The organism is Nocardioides epinepheli (assembly GCF_037936805.1).
GTDB lineage: Bacteria > Actinomycetota > Actinomycetes > Propionibacteriales > Nocardioidaceae > Nocardioides.
On sequence record NZ_JBBMMC010000013.1, the window covers coordinates 48628 to 67737 of the forward strand.

The window sequence follows — 19110 nt, forward strand, 5'->3', positions numbered from 1 at the left end:
GGATGGTCAGGCCGTGCGCCGCAGCAGAGCCAGGAACATCGCATCCGTGCCGTGCCGGTGCGGCCAGAGCTGGAGGGTGCCGGGGAGCGGGCCGGCGGCGTCGGGCACCTCGGGAAGCAGCGCTGCGGCGTCCTCGAGGACGACGTCGGCGCGGGTGTCGAGGATCGAGCGCACGACGCCCGAGGTCTCGGCCAGGACCGGCGAGCAGGTGGCATAGAGCACCACCCCGCCCGGGCGCACCGTGTCGAGGGCGCGGCCGAGGAGCTCGCGTTGGAGCAGCACCAGGTCGAGAAGGTCCTCAGGCCGACGACGCCAGCGCGCTTCGGGCCGACGCCGCAGGGCGCCGAGACCGGTGCACGGGGCGTCGAGCAGGATCCGGTCGACCGATCCGGGCGCCAAGGGCGGCCGCCGGCCGTCGGCCACGGCGACGCCGGCGACTCCGGCGGCGCCGTCGAGAGCGCGCGTGACCAGCCGAGCCCGGTGCGGAGCGACCTCCAGGGCCAGCAGGCGAGCCCCGCGCTCGACGGCCAGGGCGGCGAGCAGGGCCGCCTTGCCGCCGGGGCCGGCACACAGGTCGACCCAACGACCGGCGTCGTCGGCGACCTCGGCCCGGGCCAGTGCGAGTGCGACCAGCTGGGAGCCCTCGTCCTGGACGCCGGCGCGGCCCTCGGCCACCGCCGGGACGGCGTCGGGGCGGCCGCCGTCGAGCACCACGCCGTACGGCGAGTACCGGGTGGGAACGCCTGGAAGCTCGGCCGGGGTCGAGCGTCCCGGCCGGGCCACCAGCGTGACCGTGGGCGGCTCGTTGTCGGCCGCGAGCAGCGCCCCCACCTCTGCGCCGGCGACCAGCTTCAGCTCACCGACGATCCACTCCGGATGGCTGTAGGCGATCGACATCGAGCGATCGCTGTCGTCGGGGGCCAATGTGGCGAGCCAGGCGTCGAGATCGTGGGCCGCTACCTTGCGCAGCACGGCATTGGTGAAACCCGCCGCCCCCTCGTGTCCGACGCCACGGACCAGGTCGACGGTGGTGCTGATGGCCGCGTGGGCCGGCACCCGCATCGAGAGCAGCTGGTGGGTGCCCAACCGGAGTGCGTCGAGAACCTTGGCCTCGACCTTGCCGAGCCCGCGGTCCACACAGCGGGCCAGGATGGCGTCATAGGTGCCGCGGCGGCGCAGCGTGCCGGAGGCGAGCTCGGTGGTGAACGCGGCGTCGCGCGGGTCGAGGGAGAAGTGCGTGATGACCGCGGGCAGCACCAGGTTGGCGTAGGCGTCGTCGACCCGGACGGTCTTGAGCACCTCGAAGGCGGCCAGGCGTGGGGTGTCGACGGGCCCGCGCGCCTTCGTCCTCCCCCGTGGACGTGGCTTCGCGGGCCGCCCGGTCATCCGCCGGCTCCTGAGAAGTACGCCTTCGAGAGCCGCTTGGGCGCCCGGGTGGCCCAGGCGTCGGTGATGATCTCGGCGAGCTCGGCACGCGTGATCTCGCCGAGCCGCGACTGCTGGACCAGCACCGCGGAGTAGTTCCGGAAGTGGTCGATGGTGAAGAACGGGTTGTCGGCGTCCTGCACCAGGGCGGCCTTCTCGGCCGGCGTCGGGGTGATGATCACGAGCAGGTCGTCGTAGGGCTCGCCGGTGGCCGGGTCGATCGCGGTCGAGTGGGGCTGGCGGTAGAGCACGAAGCCCTTGCCCTTCTCTCCGGCGGGGACCTTCCACGTCGGGACGTCGCCCCAGGAGGTGCCGAGCTCGGTGTCGGGAAGGGCGGCGCAGATCGCGTCGACGTCGTCGGGGGTCGCGGGCCGGTCAGCCGTCGGATCAGGCATCGGCGTCCCCGAACCGCGCACCGGACTGCAGCCGGACGCCGCGGGCCCAGTCGGCGGCGTCCATCTGCCTCTTGCCGAATGCCTTCACCTCGCCGAGCCGGACGGCAGTCGTGGCGGTGCCGACCAGCACCTCCTGCTTGCCGACGGCGAGCTCGCCCGGCGGCAGGTCGAGATCGGAGCCGGCGACGGTGACCGGCCCCAGCTTGATCCGCTCCCCCGCGAAGGTGCTCCAGGCGCCCGGCGCGGGGGTGCAGGCGCGGATCCGCCGGTCGACGGCGACGGCCGGCTCGGACCAGTCGACCTCGGCGTCCTCGACGGTGATCTTCGGCGCCAGGCTCACGCCGTCGGCGGGCTGCTCGCGGGCCTCGATGTCCCCGGCAGCCAGATGGTCCAGGGTGCTGACGAGCAGCCCGGCGCCGCCCTCGGCCAGTCGGCCGAGCAGGTCGCCGGCGGTGTCGGTGGGGCGGATCCGCTCGGTCATCACGCCGAACGTCGGGCCGGCGTCCATCTGCCTGACGATGCGGAAGGTGGTGGCGCCGGTGACCTCGTCGCCGGCCCAGATCGCGTGCTGCACGGGAGCTGCGCCCCGCCAGGCGGGCAGGCACGAGAAGTGCAGGTTGACCCAGCCCAGCGGCGGGATGTCCAGTGCCGACTGCGGCAGCAGCGCGCCGTAGGCCACCACCGGGCAGCACTCGGGCGCGAGGGCGCGCAGGTGATCCTGGAACGCGGGATCGCGCGGGTGGTCGGGCTTGAGGACGGGGACGCCGAGCTCCTCGGCGCGCTGGGCGACCGGGCTCGCGACGAGCCGCCGACCCCGGCCGGCCGGTGCGTCGGGGCGGGTGACGACTCCGACCAGCTCGTGCTCGGAGGCCGCGATCGCCTCCAGCGACGGCACCGCCACCTCGGGCGTGCCGGCGAACACCACGCGCATCAGATGCCCAGGCCCCGCGTCGCGTGGGGACTGATCTTGACCTGGGGTCGTTCCAGCCCGAACCATTCCGACTCGCGGATCTCCTTCATCGCGGCCTTGCGGGCGGCGGTGTCGAGGCGGTCGATGAACAAGATGCCGTCGAGGTGGTCGGTCTCGTGCTGGATCGCCCGCGCCAGCAGCTCGGAGCCCTCGATGGTCACCGGCTCGCCGTGCATGTTCCATCCGCGCGCCACGACCGACAGCGCCCGCCGGCAGTCGTAGGTGAGACCCGGCAGCGACAGGCAGCCCTCGTCGCCGTCCTGGATCTCCTCCGAGAGCGTCAGGTCCGGGTTGATGAGATGGCCGACCTCGCCGTCGACGTTCCAGGTGAAGACCCGGAGCCCGACGCCGATCTGCGGTGCCGCGAGCCCGGCACCGGGCGCCTCCAGCATCGTCTCGGTGAGATCCCCGACGAGGGTGCGCAGCTCCTTGTCGAAGTCGACGACCTCGAGGGCGGGCTTGCGCAGGATCGGGTCGCCGAAGAGCCGGATGGGCTGGATCGCCACGTGTCTCCTAGAACGGTTCGGCGGACGGGCTTTCATCCTAGTGTCGGCGCTCGGTTGACGGCCTGGGCGGTGGGTGGCCGGGGCGGGATTTCCCCGGTCGACCGGGGAAACCTGAACTTGGCGGCCGATATCCCGGTCGACAAGTTCAGGTTTCGGCCGTCCAGTCACCGACGGCGTCTTGCTGGCTGAGACCGGGTCGGGATCCGCGACCGGCCCGCCTCGCAGGCGATGTCGAGCGGCGCAGGCGATGCCGGCGGCCGGCGGTGCCTCTCAGACCGACGGCGGATCGACGCGCACCCGGACGGCGTCGAGCTTGCGGGCCGACCGGATCCGCTGCAGCTCACCGAGGGCCCGCGACAGGTCGGCGCCCTGCGCGCGAGGCGTGCGCAGCACCAGCCGCTCCTCGTCGTCGGCCGCCGGGACGGGGCCGAGCACCTCGAGATGGTCGGGCGGCGCCAGCAGGGCGAGGACGTCGTCGAGCGCGCCGGGCTCGCCGGTGATCGTGGCCAGGCGGGTGGCGGGCGGTAGGTGTGCCTGGGCACGGTCGGCGGCCTCGCGCGCGGCGAACCCGGACTGATCCCAGCGCACCAGAGCCTGGAGCGCCGGGTGCGCGGGGTCCCCGACGGCGAGCACCCGTCCGCCGGGGCGGACCAGGCCCACCGCATTGCTCCAGCGGCGCAGGGCCTCCTCGGTGGCGCGCAGGTCGTCACGGCCGAGGAGCAGCCAGGTGTCGAGCAGGACGACGGCGGCGTACCCACCCTCCGCGACCGGCTCGGCGCCCGGCGTGGCGACCACGATGGCCGGGGTGCCGGGCACGTCGGTGAGCACGTGGTCGCCGGCCGAGCTGCGCACCCGCACCCGCGGGAACGCCCGACCGAGCTCTTCGGCCGTGCGGGCCTCTCCCAGTACCGGCGCCCGCAGCCCCGCGGCGCCGCACTCGCGACAGGTCCACCCGACGGCGGGAGTCGCGCACCAGCGACAGGCCGGCGGTGTGGTGGGCGAGGTGAGGGCAAGCGGACCGGCACAGGTGTCGCACCGCGCCGGGGTGCGGCAGCGCTCGCACGCCAGGGCGAGCGCGTAGCCGGCACGCGGGGTCTGCACCAGCACGGGACCGTCGGTCAGCGCCGCCTTGACGACCTCGTGCACCTGCTTCGGCATCCGCGTCCCCGCCCCCTGGGGGTCGCGGGCGAGCTCGAAGTCGGTGGCTCCGGCGATCGCGATCCTCGCCGCCTGGCGCAGTCGATCACGAGGCGCGGTGAGCTCGTGCGCCCAGCCGGCCGGGGTGAGATAGGCCGCCTCCACGCTGCGGGAGAAGCCGCCGACCAGCGCGGCCGCGCCCTCCCGCTCGGCGCGCATCAGCAGCACCTCGCGGGTGTGTGGGTAGGGGGCACGTGGCTCGGCGAACAGGTCGTCGCCGTCGTCCCAGATGACGACGAGCCCGAGATCGGTCACCGGTGCGAACGCCGCGGCTCGGGTGCCCACCACGACACGCCTGGCTCCTCGGCTCAACGCGAGGAAGTCGCGGTAGCGCCGGGCCGGACCGGCATCGGCGGTGAGGACGACGTGCCGATCGGGTCCGAGGGTCTCGGCGAGGGCGACGTCGACCCGGGCGACGTCCTTGCCGTCGGGCACACAGACGATCACCCCTCGACCGGACCGCAGCGTGGCGGCCGCGGCCTCGGCGATGAGCGTGGGCCACTCGTCTCCGGGGGCGGCCGACCAGACCGCGCGCGGCGATCCGCCGTCGGTGAGGTGGCCCAGGAACGCGGGGCCCCGGTCGTAGCCGGTCCACCGGCTCTGGCTCGGCGCCGCTACCGGCGGCTCGGCCGGTGCCGGGGAGGGCTGCTTCTCGGTGGTCGCGTGTCGCGGCGGGATCGCCAGGCGCAGCACGTCGGAGCGGGAGCCGGCGTAGCGCTCGGCGACGTCGGCCACGAGCGCCGCGATCTGCGGGGTGAGCACCGGCTCGGCGCTGACCACCCGGCGCAGCGGGCTGAGCCGCCCGGTGTGATCGGTGGTGGAGCTGCGCTCGAGGACGAAGCCGTCGACGTCCTGGCCGGCGAAGCGCACCTTCACCCGCGCTCCCGGCACCGCGTCGTCGGCCAACGCGGCCGGGACGGCGTAGTCGAACGGGCGGTCCAGATGGGCCAGCGGGACGTCGACGAGCACCCGCGCCACCGGCTCGACGTCGGAGATCGGAACCTCGGCCGCCTTGCGTGCCCGGGTGGCCCGCGCCTTGGCCTGGGCTTGCTTGACGCTGGCGCGCACCATCCCCGGGAGCAGCTCGGCCTGCTCCGCGGGCTCGGTACGACCCTCAGTCATCGGCACTCACGAGGCGTTGTCTACCAGCGCACGCAGACATCGGGGTGAGTCGGCGCAGATCTGATCCGACTCACCTCGACTCGATGGGAATCGGAGGGAACCGGGGTCAGGAGGCGGTGGCGGCGGCCTTGAGGGCGTCGGCGCGGTCGGTGCGCTCCCAGGTGAACTCGGGCAGCTCGCGGCCGAAGTGACCGTAGGCCGAGGTCTTGGCGTAGATCGGGCGCAGCAGGTCGAGGTCGCGCAGGATCGCGGCGGGGCGCAGGTCGAAGACCTCCAGGACCGCCTCCTGGATCTTCTCGTCGGGCACGATGCCGGTGCCGAAGGTCTCCACGAACACGCCGACCGGCTGGGCCTTGCCGATGGCGTAGGCGACCTGGACCTCGCAGCGCCGGGCCAGGCCGGCCGCGACGACGTTCTTGGCGACCCAGCGCATGGCGTAGGCGGCCGAGCGGTCGACCTTGGACGGGTCCTTGCCGGAGAACGCTCCGCCGCCGTGGCGGGCCATCCCGCCGTAGGTGTCGACGATGATCTTGCGGCCGGTCAGGCCGGCGTCGCCCATCGGACCCCCGACGACGAAGCGCCCGGTGGGGTTGACCAGCAGCCGGTAGCCCTCGGAGGGCAGGTCGATGGTGGCCAGCACCGGGTCGACGACGTGCTGCTGGATCTCGGCCTCGAGCTTGGCGAGGTCGGTGTCCTCGGAGTGCTGGGTGGACAGGACCACGGTGTCGATGCGGACCGGACGGTCGTCCTCGTCGTACTCGATGGTGACCTGGGTCTTGCCGTCGGGACGCAGGTTGGGCATGGTGCCGTTCTTGCGCACCTCGGTGAGCTTCTCCGACAAGCGCTGGGCGATCACGATCGGCAGCGGCATGAGCACGTCGGTGTCGTCGCACGCGTAGCCGAACATCAGCCCCTGGTCACCCGCGCCGCGGGCGTCGAGCTCGTCGGTGGAGGCGCCGACGCGCTGCTCGATGCCGGAGTCGACGCCCTGGGCGATGTCGCTGGACTGCGCGCCGATCGCGACCTGGACGCCACAGGTGGTGCCGTCGAAGCCCTTCTCGGAGGAGTCGTAGCCGATCTCGAGGATCGCGGCGCGGACCAGGTCGGCCACCGGCGCGTAGGCATTGGTGCGCACCTCGCCCGCCACGACCACCAGGCCGGTGGTGAGCAGCGTCTCGACGGCGACGCGCAGGTCCGCGACGTTGTCGTCGTTGGCCATGAGGTAGTCGAGGACCGTGTCGCTGATCCGGTCGGCGATCTTGTCGGGGTGACCCTCGGTCACCGACTCCGAGGTGAACAGGCGTCCTGTCACGGTCTCTTCTCCACTCTTGTTCCGATGAGTTTCTCTACACAGTGCAGCACGATCAGGATGCAAGACAGCCGTCTCAGTTGGTGAATCGGCGCGCCACTTCGTCCCAGATCCGGTGGGCCAGGGCCGATTTCGAGCCGTGCGGCACCTCGACGGCGGCGCCGTCGGCGCCGAGGATGACGGCCTCGTTGTCGGGGCTGCCGAAGACCGCTCCCCCGCTGACGTCGTTGACGACGAGCAGGTCGCACCCCTTGCGGGCCAGCTTGGCGCGAGCCAGGTCGAGCACCGAGCCCGTGGCATCGCCGGTCTCGGCGGCGAAGCCGACGATGACCGAGTCCTTGCGGGCGCGCTCCCCGGAGTCGCCACCGGAGATCTCGCGCAGGATGTCGGGGTTCTGCACCAGCTCGATCGCCGGCGCGGAGCCGTCGTCGGCCTTCTTGATCTTGGCGTCGGTGAACGACGCGGGGCGGAAGTCGGCGGGCGCGGCAGCCATCACCACGGCGTCGGCGTCGGCGGTGGCCGCGAGGACCGCCTCGCGCAGGTCGGCGGTGCTCTCGACCCGGACGACGGTGACGCCGGCGGGGTCGGGCAGGCCCACATTGGCGGCCACCAGGGTGACCTCGGCGCCGCGGGCGGCGGCCGCCCGGGCCAGCGCATAGCCCTGCAGGCCCGAGGAGCGGTTGCCCAGGAAGCGCACCGGATCGAGGTACTCACGGGTGCCGCCGGCCGAGACCACCACCCGGCGTCCGAGCAGGTCCGCAGCGTCCGCGCCGCGGGCGAGCACCTCGGTGCACACCTCGAAGAGCTCGGCCGGCTCGGGCAGCCGGCCCTTGCCGGTGTCGGCGCCGGTGAGACGGCCCTCGGCGGGCTCCACGACGAGCACGCCGCGCGAGCGGAGAGTCTCGACGTTCGCGACGGTGGCGGCGTTCTCCCACATCTCGGTGTGCATCGCCGGCGCGAGCACCACCGGACAGCGTGCGGTGAGCAGGGTGTTGGTGAGCAGGTCGTCGGCCAGCCCGTGCGCGGCCCGCGCGAGCAGGTCGGCTGTGGCAGGTGCGACGACGACGAGGTCGGCCTGCTGGCCGATCCGTACGTGCGGCACCTCGTGGACGCCGGTCCACACGTCGGTGGCCACCGGCTTGCCCGACAGCGCGGCCCAGGTGGGGGCTCCCACGAAGGCGAGCGCGGCCTCGGTGGGCACGACCGTGACGTCGTGACCGGACTCGGTGAGCCGGCGCAGCAGCTCGCACGCCTTGTAGGCGGCGATCCCGCCACCGACCCCGAGAACGACGCGCGGCCGGACACCCTCGGGGTGCCCGGCCTCAGTCGTGCCGTCGGTCTCGTCGGCGGCGCGCTCGCTCAGCGCGTCACTCGCTGTAGTTGGCGGCGGCGTCCAGGGCGGCCTGCGCGGCGGCGGCCTCCTCGGCGGCCAGCTCGGCCGGGTCGACGTCCTCGCAGGTGAGCTTGTCGTCGTTGATCTCGCGCAGGGCGATCGAGAGGGGCTTCTCCTGCACGTGGGTGTCGACCAGCGGGCCGACGTACTCGAGCAGCCCCTCACCGAGCTGGGAGTAGTAGGCGTTGATCTGACGAGCGCGCTTGGCGCTGTAGAGGACCAGCTTGTACTTGCTGTCGGTCTTGGTCAGCAGGTCGTCGATCGAGGGGTTGGTGACGCCGACGGCATCGATGTTGGGCGCAGACACGCAAAGGCCTCACATAACTCGGGGGTGCCCGGCGGGCTATGAGATGCCGGACTCCATCAACTTTACCAACTCCGCGGCTGCAGCGTGAACTTCGTGGTTGACGATCGTGACGTCGAACTCCGACTCGGCGGCCAGCTCCGCCCGAGCGGTGTCGAGGCGCCTGGTGCGCTCCTCCTCGGTCTCGGTGCCGCGTCCGACGAGCCGGCGCACCAGCTCGTCCCAGGAGGGCGGCTTGAGGAACACGAAGATGGCCTCGGGCATCGTCTCGCGCACCTGCCGGGCGCCTTGGAGGTCGATCTCGAGCATCGAGGGGCGTCCTGCGGCCAGCGACTCCTCGACCGGACGACGCGGGGTGCCGTAGCGGGCCGCGCGGTGCACGACGGCCCACTCCAGCAGCTCGCCCTCGGCGATGAGCCGGTCGAACTCCGCGTCGTCGACGAAGTGGTAGTGGACGCCGTCGATCTCGCCGGGCCGGGGCGCGCGGGTCGTGGCCGAGACCGAGATCCACACGTCGTGGTGCCGCTCCCGCACGGCGGCGGCGACGGTGCCCTTGCCGACGGCGGTCGGGCCGGCGAGGACGACGAGACGGTTGTTCGAGGCTGGGCCGGTCACCGGTCGCTCACTGGTCGGGCGCGAACTCGCGCTCGAGCGCGGCGATCTGCTTGATGCCCAGGCCTCGCACGCGACGCGACTCCGCGATCCCGAGCCGCTCCATCACCTGCCGCGCGCGGACCTTGCCGAGTCCGGGCAGGGCCTGGAGCAGGTCGATGACCCGCATCTTGCCGATGACCTCGTTGGTCTGGCCCTCGCGCACCACCTCGATGATCGAGGCGCCGGCGTTGCGGATCCGGTTCTTCACCTCCGCGCGCTCGCGGCGCGAGGCCGCGGCCTTCTCGAGCGCAGCCTGGCGCTGCTCGGGCGTGAGGGGAGGCAGGGCCACGGGCGCGGATCCTTCGGTCGGGCTGGTGATTCTCAGGGATATCGGCTCAATGTAACGGTGCCTCTCCGCGACCGGCAATGCGGGCCGATCGCCGGTCGGCTGCGCCCTGGACGGCGGTCGGCGAGGACGCGCTCAGAGTCCCAGATCGGCTCCGCAGACCTCATGTGCGTGCCGATCCACGCGGTCGAGGGCCTCGCGCAGCGCCTCGGAGGCCACGCTGCCGGCGCCGCCCTCGATGGCCTCGCGCTGGTCCTCGCTGAGACCGGTCGGCGGGTCGATCGGATCGTAGGTCGCCGGGTCGACGCCGGCCTCCTGCAGCGGGTCGGCCAGGCTGGAGAGCCGTCCGACGATGATCGTCCAGTCGTCGTCGACCGCCTCGGGTGCGGCGGCCTCGAGCCGCTCGAAGACCGGCAGTCCACCCAGCAGCCCGGAGGTCCCCCGCTCGGGCACGATCATCCCGCTCAGCGCGGGCTGCTCGTCGACGACGAGGTCGCAGTACTCGCCGGCCGTGTCGGGCTCCTCGCCGCATCCGGCCAGCAGCATTCCGCCCAGCAGCCCACTCAGGGCCGTCACGGCGACCGCTCGTGGGAGGCGCCGGCTCACCGGGCCTCGCGCAGCTCGGCGTTGACCTTCCCGACGACCTCGCGCATGGCCGGCACCGACGGTCCCGCCTGCAGGACCTCGCGCGAGGAGCTGGGCGCGACGTCGGGCGTGGCCGCTCCGAAGATGCGGCGGATGTCGGCGGCGGTCCCGCCCTGGGCGCCGAAGCCGGGAGCCAGGATCGGGCCGTTGAAGCAGAAGTCGGTACCGGTGTCGCCGATCGTCGCCCCGACGACGGCGCCGAACGAGCCGAGCGGCGCCGCACCCTCGTTGAGGGAGGCGAGGTGGTCGAGCATCCGGCGGCCCACGCTCTCGCCGGTGTCGGTGACCGCGTGCTGCACCTCGGGCCCCTCCGGGTTGGAGGTGAGGGCGAGCACGAACAGCCCGGTGCCGTGGGCACGGGCGGTCTCCACGAACGGGGTGAGCGAGCCGAACCCGAGGTAGGGGCTCACGGTGACCGCGTCGGCTGCGAGCGGGCTGGCCGGGTCGAGGTAGGCCTCGGCGTAGGCCTGCGAGGTGGAGCCGATGTCGCCGCGCTTGACGTCGAGCAGCACCAGCGCCCCCGCCGCCCGCGACTCGGCGATCACCCGCTCGAGCACGGCGACGCCGCGCGAGCCGAAGCGTTCGTAGAACGCCGACTGGGGCTTCACCATCGAGCAGACCGGCGCCACCGCCTCCACGACGGTCATCGCGAACTGCTCCAGGCCCGCGACGTCGTCGGCGAGGCCCCACTCGTGCAGCAGCGCGGCGTGTGGGTCGATGCCGACGCACAGCGGTCCGCGGGCCTCGAGCGCCGCACGGAACCGGGCACCGAAGTGGTTCATCGGGTCACTTCCTTCACGATGCGCCGGGGCCACAGCGGCCCCTCGTAGATGAAGGCCGTGTAGGCCTGGAGCAGGTCGGCCCCGGCGGCCAGCCGCTCGCGGGCGTCGTCGGCGGTGCTGATGCCGCCCACGCCGATCAGGGTGAGGTCGGGGCCGACCCGGCCGCGCAGCAGTCGCAGCACCTCGGTGGCGCGCTCCTTTAGCGGCGCCCCCGACAGGCCGCCGGCACCGGCCTCGGCGATCTGCTCGGGGTGGCTGCGCAGCCCGTCGCGCCCGATCGTGGTGTTGGTGGCGATGACGCCGTCGAGCCCGATCGCCAGGGCGAGATCGGCCACCGCAAGCACGTCGTCGTCGGCGAGGTCGGGCGCGATCTTGACCAGCAGGGGCACCCGCGTACCGGTGGTGACGCCGTCGGCGACCTCGCGCACGTGCCGCAGCAGCGGTTCGAGACGCTCGACGGACTGGAGGCTGCGCAGCCCCGGGGTGTTCGGCGAGCTCACGTTGACCACGAGGTAGTCGGCGTGCGGGGCGAGCAGGCGGGTGCTGAGCGCGTAGTCGGCCAGGACGGCGTCCTGGTCGTCCTCGGGGACGACCTTGGTCTTGCCGATGTTGACGCCGAGCACCGGGCCCTCGGCGTCGCGGCGGCGTGCGGCGCGGGCCCCGAGCCGGGCCGCGACGGCCTCGGCGCCCTCGTTGTTGAAGCCCATCCGGTTGACGATCGCCCGGTCCGAGACCAGCCGGAACAGCCGGGGCGTGGGGTTGCCGGGCTGCGGGCGACCGGTGACCGTGCCGACCTCGACGTGCCCGAAGCCGAGCGCGGCGAGGGCGTCGATGCCCCGTGCGTCCTTGTCGAAGCCGGCCGCGAGCCCCAGGACGTGGGGGAAGGTGAGGCCCATCGCGGAGACCGGTGCTGCGGCCACCCCCGGCAGCCGGGCCAGCAGGGGGCCGCCCGCGCGCACCGCGGCGAACCCGAGCCGGTGCGAGCGCTCGGGATCCAGACGGCGCAGGCCGTGCTCGAAGACCCGCCGGTAGGCGCCCATCACTCCCGCCCGGCGGCGGTGTCGCGGGCCCAGTCCTGCAGGCTCCGGACGCCGACGTCGCCGCGTTGGATCGCCTCGATGCCCTGGACGGCGGCGCCGAGCCCCTGGACGGTCGTGATGCACGGGACGTTGGCCCGGACCGCGGCGGTGCGGATCTCGTAGCCGTCCAGACGGGTGTTGCCGCCCTCCACGGTCGCGCCCCCGCCGTAGGGGGTGTTGATGATCAGCTGGATCTCGCCGTCGTGGATCAGCTGGACGGTGGTGCGCTCGCCGTCGGGCCCGGGGCCGTCGAAGTGCTTGCGCACCACCCCGCACGCCACGCCGTTGCGGCGCAGCACCTCGGCGGTGCCCTGGGTGGCGAGGATCTCGAAGCCGAGGTCGGCCAGCACCTTGATCGGGAAGACCATGGAGCGCTTGTCGCGGTTGGCCATCGAGACGAAGATCCGGCTCGGGCGGCCGTCGACGACCGGCTGTGGGAGCGGCCCGAACGCCGCGGCCTGCGACTTGCTGAACGCCGTCCCGAAGTCGCGGTCGAGACCCATCACCTCACCGGTGGACTTCATCTCCGGTCCCAGCACCGTGTCGACCTGCTGGCCGTCGGGGGTGCGGAACCGGTTGAACGGCATCACCGCCTCCTTGACCGCGATCGGCTGGTCGGCCGGCAGGGCGCCGCCGTCGCCGGTGGCCGGGAGCACGCCGGCCGCGCGGAGGTCGGCGATCGACTCCCCCAGCATCACCCGGGCCGCCGCCTTCGCCAGCGGGGTCGAGGTGGCCTTGGACACGAACGGAACCGTGCGCGAGGCGCGCGGGTTGGCCTCGAGCACGTAGAGGATGTCCGAGCCGAGGGCGAACTGGATGTTCAGCAGGCCGCGCACGCCGACGCCGCGGGCGATCGCCTCGGTGGCGGCCCGGATCCGCTCGGTCTCGCCCGCGCCGAGGGTGATCGGGGGCAGCGCGCAGCTGGAGTCGCCGGAGTGGATGCCGGCCTCCTCGATGTGCTCCATCACCCCGCCGAGGAAGAGCTCCTCGCCGTCGAAGAGCGCATCGACGTCGACCTCGACGGCGTCGTCGACGAACCGGTCGACCAGCACCGGGGCCTCACGGCTGATCAGCCCGGCGGCGACGTACTTCTCCAGGTAGGAGCGCAGCGCCTCGTCGCCGTAGACGATCTCCATGCCGCGTCCGCCGAGCACGTAGGAGGGACGCACCAGCACCGGGTAGCCGACCTCCGCGGCGATCCGCTGGGCCTCGGGGAACGACGTCGCGGTGCCGTGCTTGGGCGCCACCAGACCGGCGTCGGCCAGCACCCGGCCGAAGGCGCCGCGGTCCTCGGCGAGGTCGATCGCATCGGGCGAGGTGCCGACGATCGGGACGCCGTTGGCGGCCAGCCCCTGGGCCAGGCCGAGCGGCGTCTGCCCTCCGAGCTGGCAGATCACCCCGGCCACGGGGCCGGCCTGCTGCTCGGCGTGCACGATCTCCAGGACGTCCTCGAGGGTGAGCGGCTCGAAGTAGAGCCGGTCGGAGGTGTCGTAGTCGGTGGAGACGGTCTCGGGGTTGCAGTTGACCATCACCGTGTCGTAGCCGCCGCCGGGCAGGCCAGGATCGCTCAACGCGAGCGAGGCGTGCACACAGGAGTAGTCGAACTCGATGCCCTGACCGATCCGGTTGGGCCCCGAGCCGAGGATGATGACCGCGGGACGCTCGCGCGGTGCGACCTCGGACTCCTCGTCGTAGGAGCTGTAGTGGTAGGGCGTGCGGGCGGCGAACTCCGCGGCGCAGGTGTCGACGGTCTTGTAGACAGGCCGGATGCCGAGGGCGTGCCGGACGCCGCGCACGACGTCGGCGCTCATCCCGCGGATCTTGCCGATCTGGGCGTCGGAGAAGCCGTGCCGCTTGGCCCGCCGCAGGATCTCCGGCGTCAGCTCGGGCGCGGCGGTGACCTCCTCGGCGACCTCGTTGATCAGCAGCAGCTGGTCGACGAACCAGGGGTCGATCCGGGTGGCCTCGAAGATCTCCTCCGGCGTGGCGCCGGCGCGCAGCGCGTCCATCACCTGCTTGAGGCGCCCGTCGTGCGGGGTGCGGATCTCCTCGAGGAGGGCTTCCTTGTCGAGATCGACCCACTCCTGGTGCCAGTCGAAGGCGGCGTCCTTGCTCTCCAGGGAGCGCAGTGCCTTCTGCAGGGCCTCGGTGAAGTTGCGCCCGATCGCCATCGCCTCGCCCACGCTCTTCATGTGGGTGGTGAGCGTGGGGTCGGCGCCGGGGAACTTCTCGAAGGCGAACCGGGGCACCTTCACCACGACGTAGTCGAGGGTGGGCTCGAAGGCCGCCGGGGTCTCGAGGGTGATGTCGTTGGGGATCTCGTCGAGGGTGTAGCCGATGGCGACCTTGGCGGCGATCTTGGCGATCGGGAAGCCGGTGGCCTTGGAGGCCAGTGCGCTGGAGCGGGAGACCCGCGGGTTCATCTCGATGACGATGACCCGGCCGTCGTCGGGGTTGACGGCGTACTGGATGTTGCAGCCGCCGGTGTCGACGCCGACCTCGCGGATGATGCCGATGGCCAGGTCGCGCAGGTGCTGGTACTCACGGTCGGTGAGCGTCATCGCGGGGGCGACGGTGATCGAGTCGCCGGTGTGGACGCCCATCGGGTCGACGTTCTCGATCGAGCAGACGATGACGACGTTGTCGGCCTTGTCGCGCATCACCTCCAGCTCGTACTCCTTCCACCCGATGATCGACTCCTCGATCAGCACCTCGGTGGTCGGGCTGGCGGCCAGCCCGGCGCCGGCGATACGGGCCAGGTCCTCGGGGCCGTAGGCGATGCCGGAGCCGGTGCCGCCCATGGTGAAGGAGGGGCGGACGACGGCCGGGTAGCCGAGCTCGGCGACGGCCTGCTCGCAGTCCTCCAGCGTGTGGCACACCACGCTGCGGGCGACCTCGCCGCCGACCTTCTCGACGATCGCGTTGAACAGCTCGCGGTTCTCCCCGCGGTGGATCGCGTCGAAGGAGGCGCCGATCATCTCCACGCCGTACTTGTCCAGCACGCCGTTCTCGTGCAGCGCGATCGCGGCGTTGAGCGCGGTCTGGCCGCCGAGGGTGGGCAGCAGCGCGTCGGGGCGCTCCTTGGCGATGACCATCTCGACGTACTCGGGGGTGATCGGCTCGACGTAGGTGGCGTCGGCGAACTCGGGATCGGTCATGATCGTGGCCGGGTTGGAGTTGACCAGGATCACCCGCAGGCCCTCGGCCTTGAGCACCCGGCAGGCCTGGGTGCCGGAGTAGTCGAACTCGCAGGCCTGGCCGATCACGATCGGGCCCGACCCGATGACCATCACGGACTTGATGTCGGTGCGCTTGGGCATCAGGCGGTCACCTTCTGCTGGGCCTGCCGGCTCATGAGCTCGGCGAAGCGGTCGAACAGGTATCCGGCGTCGTGGGGTCCGGCGGCGGCCTCGGGGTGGTACTGCACCGAGAACGCCTTGAGCGTGCCGTCCTCGGAGCGCAGCTCGAGTCCCTCGACGACGTCGTCGTTGAGGCAGACGTGGCTCACCGTGGCGGTGCCGTAGGGCGTGGCGGTGGGAGCGTCGAGCGGTGCGTCGACGGCGAAGCCGTGGTTGTGGGCGGTGACCTCGACCTTGCCGGTGGTGCGGTCGAGCACCGGCTGGTTGATCCCGCGGTGCCCGTACTTCAGCTTGTAGGTGCCGAAGCCGAGCGCGCGGCCGAAGAGCTGGTTTCCGAAGCAGATGCCGAAGTACGCGATGCCGCGCTCCAGCGCTCCGCGGAGCACCTCGACCTGGCCCACGGTGGCCGCCGGGTCTCCGGGGCCGTTGGAGTAGAAGAGACCGTCGGGGCCGACCGCGAGGATGTCGTCGAGGGTCGCGGTGGCGGGGAGCACGTGCACCTCGATGCCGCGCTCGGCCATCCGGTGCGGGGTCATCGACTTGATGCCGAGGTCGAGCGCGGCGACGGTGAAGCGGCGCTCTCCGATCGCCGGGACCACGTAGGACTCCCCCGTGCTGACCTCGCCGGCCAGCTCGGAGCCGGCCATCTCGCCGGAGGAGCGGACCCGCTCGAGCAGCGCCTCGGCGTCGGTGGTGGTCGAGGAGATGCCGACCCGCATCGCGCCGCGCTCGCGCAGGTGGCGGGTGAGGGCGCGGGTGTCGATGCCGGAGATGCCGACGACGCCCTGCTCGCGCAGCTCGTCGTCGAGGCTGCGGGCGCTGCGCCAGTTCGACGGCACCCGGGCGGGGTCGCGCACGACGTACCCGGCGACCCAGATGCGCCGGGACTCGGCGTCCTCGTCGTTGACGCCGGTGTTGCCGACGTGCGGCGCGGTCATCACCACCACCTGGCGGTGGTACGACGGATCGGTGAGGGTCTCCTGGTAGCCGGTCATGCCGGTGTTGAAGACGGCTTCGCCGAAGGTCTCGCCGACGGCGCCGTAGGCGTCGCCGCGGAAGGTGCGACCGTCTTCGAGGACCAGGATCGCGGGGGCATGCTGGGCAGGACGCGGCACGCCGTACCTCCTTCTCCGCCTCACGGGACGGATCGTTAAAGGATGCAGAGCTAGGCCGGAGACTATCAGCGCCGCGAGCGTCCGGTGCCCCTGGTGGGCGTCGCGGACAGCGGGTCGTCGGGCCACGCGTGCTTGGGATAGCGGCCCCGCAGCTCCGCGCGGACCTGGGGATAGCCCGAGGCCCAGAACGAGGCGAGGTCGGCGGTCACCGCGGCCGGACGACGGGCGGGCGAGAGCAGGTGCAGCAGGAGCGATACCCGGCCCTCGGCCAGGCGCGGCGCCCGGTCCCAGCCGAAGACCTCCTGGATCCGCACGGCGAGCACCGGCACGTCGGGCTCGTAGTCGATGCGCACCCTGGAGCCGCTCGGCACCGTGACGTGCTCGGGCGCGAGCTCGTCGAGGCGGGCGGCCTCCGGCCAGGGCAGCAGGCGCCGCAGGGCGGCCGCGACGTCGAGCCGCCTCGGGTCGGTGCCCACCAGCCACTGGTCGGCTGCGCCGAGGAGGGCATCGTCGGAGACGTCGGGCCACGGCTCGCCGAGGGTGCGGTGCAGGAAGGCCAGGCGGCGACGCAGGGAGACCGCGGCGTCGGTCCAGCGCAGGGTGTCCAGCCCGTCGCGCCGCAGCGCCTCCGCGATCGCCGCGGTGACCGCGGCGGGGTCGGGGTCGGCGATCGGGGTGCTGGCGAGCTCGATCGCGCCGAGCCGGGTGACTCGCCGGGCGGTGATCCGGCCGGCGCGCCAGGTGACGACGTCGTCCTCGTGCCAGCGGGCGGCGGCGGTCTCCAGCGCGGTGGCCTCGTCGATCGGAGCCGCCGAGCGGATGGTCGCGTCGCGCTGCCCGGGCCGGCGCTCGGCGTCGGCGACCGCGAGCCAGGTGGTTGCGGTGAGGGCTGCTCCCGGCGCGAGGGTCGCGCCGGTGCCGCCGACGGTGGCGTAGCTGGCGCCGCCGGGCCGCAACCGGGCGATCCGGTCGGGGTGGGCCAGCGCCACGATCAGCCCGACGGCCTGGTCGTCGGTGAGGCCGGTGGATCCCGGCGTCCCGTGCGGGTGGTCGTCGATCAGGCCCGCGAAGCGCTGTGCCGCTGCCCGCCAGCCGGGGTCACGCTCGCGCCGGGCGCGGCGCAACGCGGCGACGAGGTCGCCGTCGGGGGCGCGGAGGTCCTCGGCGAGCAGCGCGACCACCTCCGCGGCACGCTTCGAGCCCACGCTCGCGGCGCCGTCGAGGAGAGCGCGGGCCAGGCGCGGGTCGGCCGGGACCCTGGCGATGGCGCGACCGCGGTCGGTGAGCGCGTGGTCGTCGTCCAGGGCACCGAGGTCGGTGAGGACGGCGTGGGCGGCGTCCATGGCGGGTGCGGGTGGCGAGTCGAGCAGGGCGAGGCCGGCGCCGTCGGGCGCACCCCACAAGGCGAGCTCGAGCGCGAACCCGGCGAGGTCGGCGGTCGCGATCTCGGGGGCGGGATGCTCGTCGAGCCGGCTGTGCTCCTCCTCGCTCCAGCAGCGGAGCACGACCCCCGGGCCCTCGCGCCCGGCACGCCCGGCGCGCTGGTCGGCGGCGGCCTTGCTGACGCGCACGGTGACCAGTCCCGCCAGGCCGCGGCGGTGGTCGGTCTGCGGGCGGCGGGCCAGCCCGGCGTCGACGACGATCCGCACCCCCGGCACGGTGAGCGAGGACTCCGCGACGTCGGTGGTGACGACGACCCGGCGCGTCGTGCCAGGGCTCAGCGCGCGATCCTGGGCCCGGGCGTCCAGGCGGCCGTGCAGCTCGACGACGTCGGCGTCGATGCCGGAGAGCCGCCTCGTCACCGCACCAATCTCCCGCACGCCCGGCACGAACACGAGCACGTCACCGGTCTCCTCGGCGAGCGCGCGGCGGGTGGTGGTGGCGACGTGGTCGAGGAAGGCCGGCGTGACGCCGCGCTCGTCCCGGGCCAGCACGCCCGGCGGTGGCGGCGCCCAGCGGCGCGCGACCGGATGCAGCGCACCGGGGACGGTGACCACCGCGGCGCCGTCGAGGAGGGCGGCGGTGCGCTCGGCCTCGACGGTGGCCGACATCGCGACCAGGGGGAGGTCGTCGCGCAGGTGGCGGCGGACGTCGACCAGCAGCGCGAGCACCAGGTCGGCGTCGAGCTGGCGCTCGTGCACCTCGTCGAGCACCACGGCGGCGACGTCCGGGAGGTCGGGGTCGCGCTGGAGGCGGCGCAGCAGGACGCCCGGGGTGACCATCTCGATGCGGGTGCTCGGGCCGGTGCGGGACTCGCCGCGGACGGTGTACCCGACGGTCTCCCCCACCGGCTCGCCCAGCAGCGCGGCGAGTCGCCTGGCGGCCGCTCGCGCCGCGATCCGGCGGGGCTGGGTGACCACGACGCGCCCGCCGCCGGCGACCGTGAGCGCGATCGCGGGCGGGACGAGCGTCGTCTTGCCCGAGCCCGGCGGCGCCTGGACCACGACCGCGCCGGTTGCCTGGACGGCGTCGGTGATCCGCCCCAACCCGGCCGCGACCGGCAACGCGGGCGGGGCAGCCACCAGTTCGTCCAGGCCCCTCCTCACGACGACCGGCGGCGCGCGGTCCT

At 73.3% G+C, this 19110-nt stretch carries 16 protein-coding genes; all 16 read right to left on the reverse strand.

Annotated features, from left to right (window positions below; all coding sequences use genetic code 11):
* Positions 1-6: 6 nt before the first annotated feature.
* The 16 genes from WMR31_RS16850 to hrpB all read right to left on the reverse strand — a co-directional run bounded on the left by WMR31_RS16850 (position 7) and on the right by hrpB (position 19063).
* Positions 7-1386 carry an RsmB/NOP family class I SAM-dependent RNA methyltransferase gene (locus WMR31_RS16850; protein ID WP_340540034.1) on the reverse strand — a complete coding sequence of 460 codons (1380 nt, stop codon included), beginning with the start codon at positions 1384-1386 and terminating at the stop codon, positions 7-9.
* Positions 1383-1820 carry an MmcQ/YjbR family DNA-binding protein gene (locus tag WMR31_RS16855; protein WP_340540035.1) on the reverse strand — a complete coding sequence of 146 codons (438 nt, stop codon included), beginning with the start codon at positions 1818-1820 and terminating at the stop codon, positions 1383-1385. Before WMR31_RS16855 ends, WMR31_RS16850 begins: the two co-directional genes overlap by 4 nt.
* Entirely contained in the window at positions 1813-2751 is a 939-nt protein-coding gene (fmt, locus tag WMR31_RS16860; RefSeq protein ID WP_340540036.1) for a methionyl-tRNA formyltransferase, read from the reverse strand. Before fmt ends, WMR31_RS16855 begins: the two co-directional genes overlap by 8 nt.
* Positions 2751-3296, reverse strand: coding sequence for a peptide deformylase (gene def, locus WMR31_RS16865; RefSeq protein WP_340540037.1), 546 nt, complete (start codon positions 3294-3296; stop codon positions 2751-2753). The genes fmt and def overlap by 1 nt, the downstream gene beginning before the upstream one ends.
* Positions 3297-3566: 270 nt before the next feature.
* Positions 3567-5615, reverse strand: a complete 2049-nt coding sequence (locus WMR31_RS16870; RefSeq protein WP_340540038.1) for a primosomal protein N' — start codon at positions 5613-5615, stop codon at positions 3567-3569.
* Positions 5616-5721: 106 nt separating this feature from the next.
* The gene (gene metK / locus WMR31_RS16875) at positions 5722-6927 is read right to left on the reverse strand and encodes a methionine adenosyltransferase (protein WP_340540039.1); all 1206 of its coding nucleotides are present in this window, start codon (positions 6925-6927) and stop codon (positions 5722-5724) included.
* Between the two features lie 73 nt (positions 6928-7000).
* Positions 7001-8287, reverse strand: coding sequence for a bifunctional phosphopantothenoylcysteine decarboxylase/phosphopantothenate--cysteine ligase CoaBC (coaBC, locus tag WMR31_RS16880; RefSeq protein WP_340540124.1), 1287 nt, complete (start codon positions 8285-8287; stop codon positions 7001-7003).
* A 4-nt stretch (positions 8288-8291) separates the two neighbouring features.
* Positions 8292-8624, reverse strand: a complete 333-nt coding sequence (gene rpoZ, locus WMR31_RS16885) for a DNA-directed RNA polymerase subunit omega (RefSeq protein ID WP_340540040.1) — start codon at positions 8622-8624, stop codon at positions 8292-8294.
* Positions 8625-8660: 36 nt separating this feature from the next.
* The gene (gene gmk / locus WMR31_RS16890) at positions 8661-9236 is read right to left on the reverse strand and encodes a guanylate kinase (protein ID WP_340540041.1); all 576 of its coding nucleotides are present in this window, start codon (positions 9234-9236) and stop codon (positions 8661-8663) included.
* Positions 9237-9243: 7 nt separating this feature from the next.
* Complete coding sequence (gene mihF, locus WMR31_RS16895) at positions 9244-9564, reverse strand: integration host factor, actinobacterial type (RefSeq protein ID WP_340540042.1); 321 nt, start codon at positions 9562-9564, stop codon at positions 9244-9246.
* Positions 9565-9696: 132 nt separating this feature from the next.
* Positions 9697-10137: a hypothetical protein gene (locus tag WMR31_RS16900; protein WP_340540043.1), complete on the reverse strand. Its 441-nt coding sequence runs from the start codon at positions 10135-10137 to the stop codon at positions 9697-9699.
* Positions 10138-10163: 26 nt separating this feature from the next.
* Complete coding sequence (pyrF, locus tag WMR31_RS16905) at positions 10164-10988, reverse strand: orotidine-5'-phosphate decarboxylase (RefSeq protein ID WP_340540044.1); 825 nt, start codon at positions 10986-10988, stop codon at positions 10164-10166.
* Positions 10985-12028 (reverse strand): quinone-dependent dihydroorotate dehydrogenase, encoded by a 1044-nt coding sequence (locus WMR31_RS16910; protein ID WP_340540045.1) that lies wholly within the window; start codon positions 12026-12028, stop codon positions 10985-10987. The genes pyrF and WMR31_RS16910 overlap by 4 nt, the downstream gene beginning before the upstream one ends.
* Positions 12028-15387 (reverse strand): carbamoyl-phosphate synthase large subunit, encoded by a 3360-nt coding sequence (carB, locus tag WMR31_RS16915; RefSeq protein WP_340540046.1) that lies wholly within the window; start codon positions 15385-15387, stop codon positions 12028-12030. Before carB ends, WMR31_RS16910 begins: the two co-directional genes overlap by 1 nt.
* The gene (gene carA / locus WMR31_RS16920; RefSeq protein ID WP_340540047.1) at positions 15387-16541 is read right to left on the reverse strand and encodes a glutamine-hydrolyzing carbamoyl-phosphate synthase small subunit; all 1155 of its coding nucleotides are present in this window, start codon (positions 16539-16541) and stop codon (positions 15387-15389) included. The genes carB and carA overlap by 1 nt, the downstream gene beginning before the upstream one ends.
* A gap of 65 nt (positions 16542-16606) precedes the next feature.
* Positions 16607-19063 carry an ATP-dependent helicase HrpB gene (gene hrpB, locus WMR31_RS16925; RefSeq protein ID WP_340540048.1) on the reverse strand — a complete coding sequence of 819 codons (2457 nt, stop codon included), beginning with the start codon at positions 19061-19063 and terminating at the stop codon, positions 16607-16609.
* Between the last annotated feature and the right edge of the window lie 47 nt (positions 19064-19110).

What these genes read in the sequence shown, in the direction of transcription:
- WMR31_RS16850 (WP_340540034.1), bottom strand. Translation starts at nt 1,386, where the DNA reads ATGACCGGGCGGCCCGCGAAGCCACGTCCACGGGGGAGGACGAAGGCG.
- WMR31_RS16855 (WP_340540035.1), bottom strand. Translation starts at nt 1,820, where the DNA reads ATGCCTGATCCGACGGCTGACCGGCCCGCGACCCCCGACGACGTCGAC.
- fmt (WP_340540036.1), bottom strand. Translation starts at nt 2,751, where the DNA reads ATGCGCGTGGTGTTCGCCGGCACGCCCGAGGTGGCGGTGCCGTCGCTG.
- WMR31_RS16870 (WP_340540038.1), bottom strand. Translation starts at nt 5,615, where the DNA reads ATGACTGAGGGTCGTACCGAGCCCGCGGAGCAGGCCGAGCTGCTCCCG.
- pyrF (WP_340540044.1), bottom strand. Translation starts at nt 10,988, where the DNA reads ATGAACCACTTCGGTGCCCGGTTCCGTGCGGCGCTCGAGGCCCGCGGA.
- WMR31_RS16910 (WP_340540045.1), bottom strand. Translation starts at nt 12,028, where the DNA reads ATGGGCGCCTACCGGCGGGTCTTCGAGCACGGCCTGCGCCGTCTGGAT.
- carB (WP_340540046.1), bottom strand. Translation starts at nt 15,387, where the DNA reads ATGCCCAAGCGCACCGACATCAAGTCCGTGATGGTCATCGGGTCGGGC.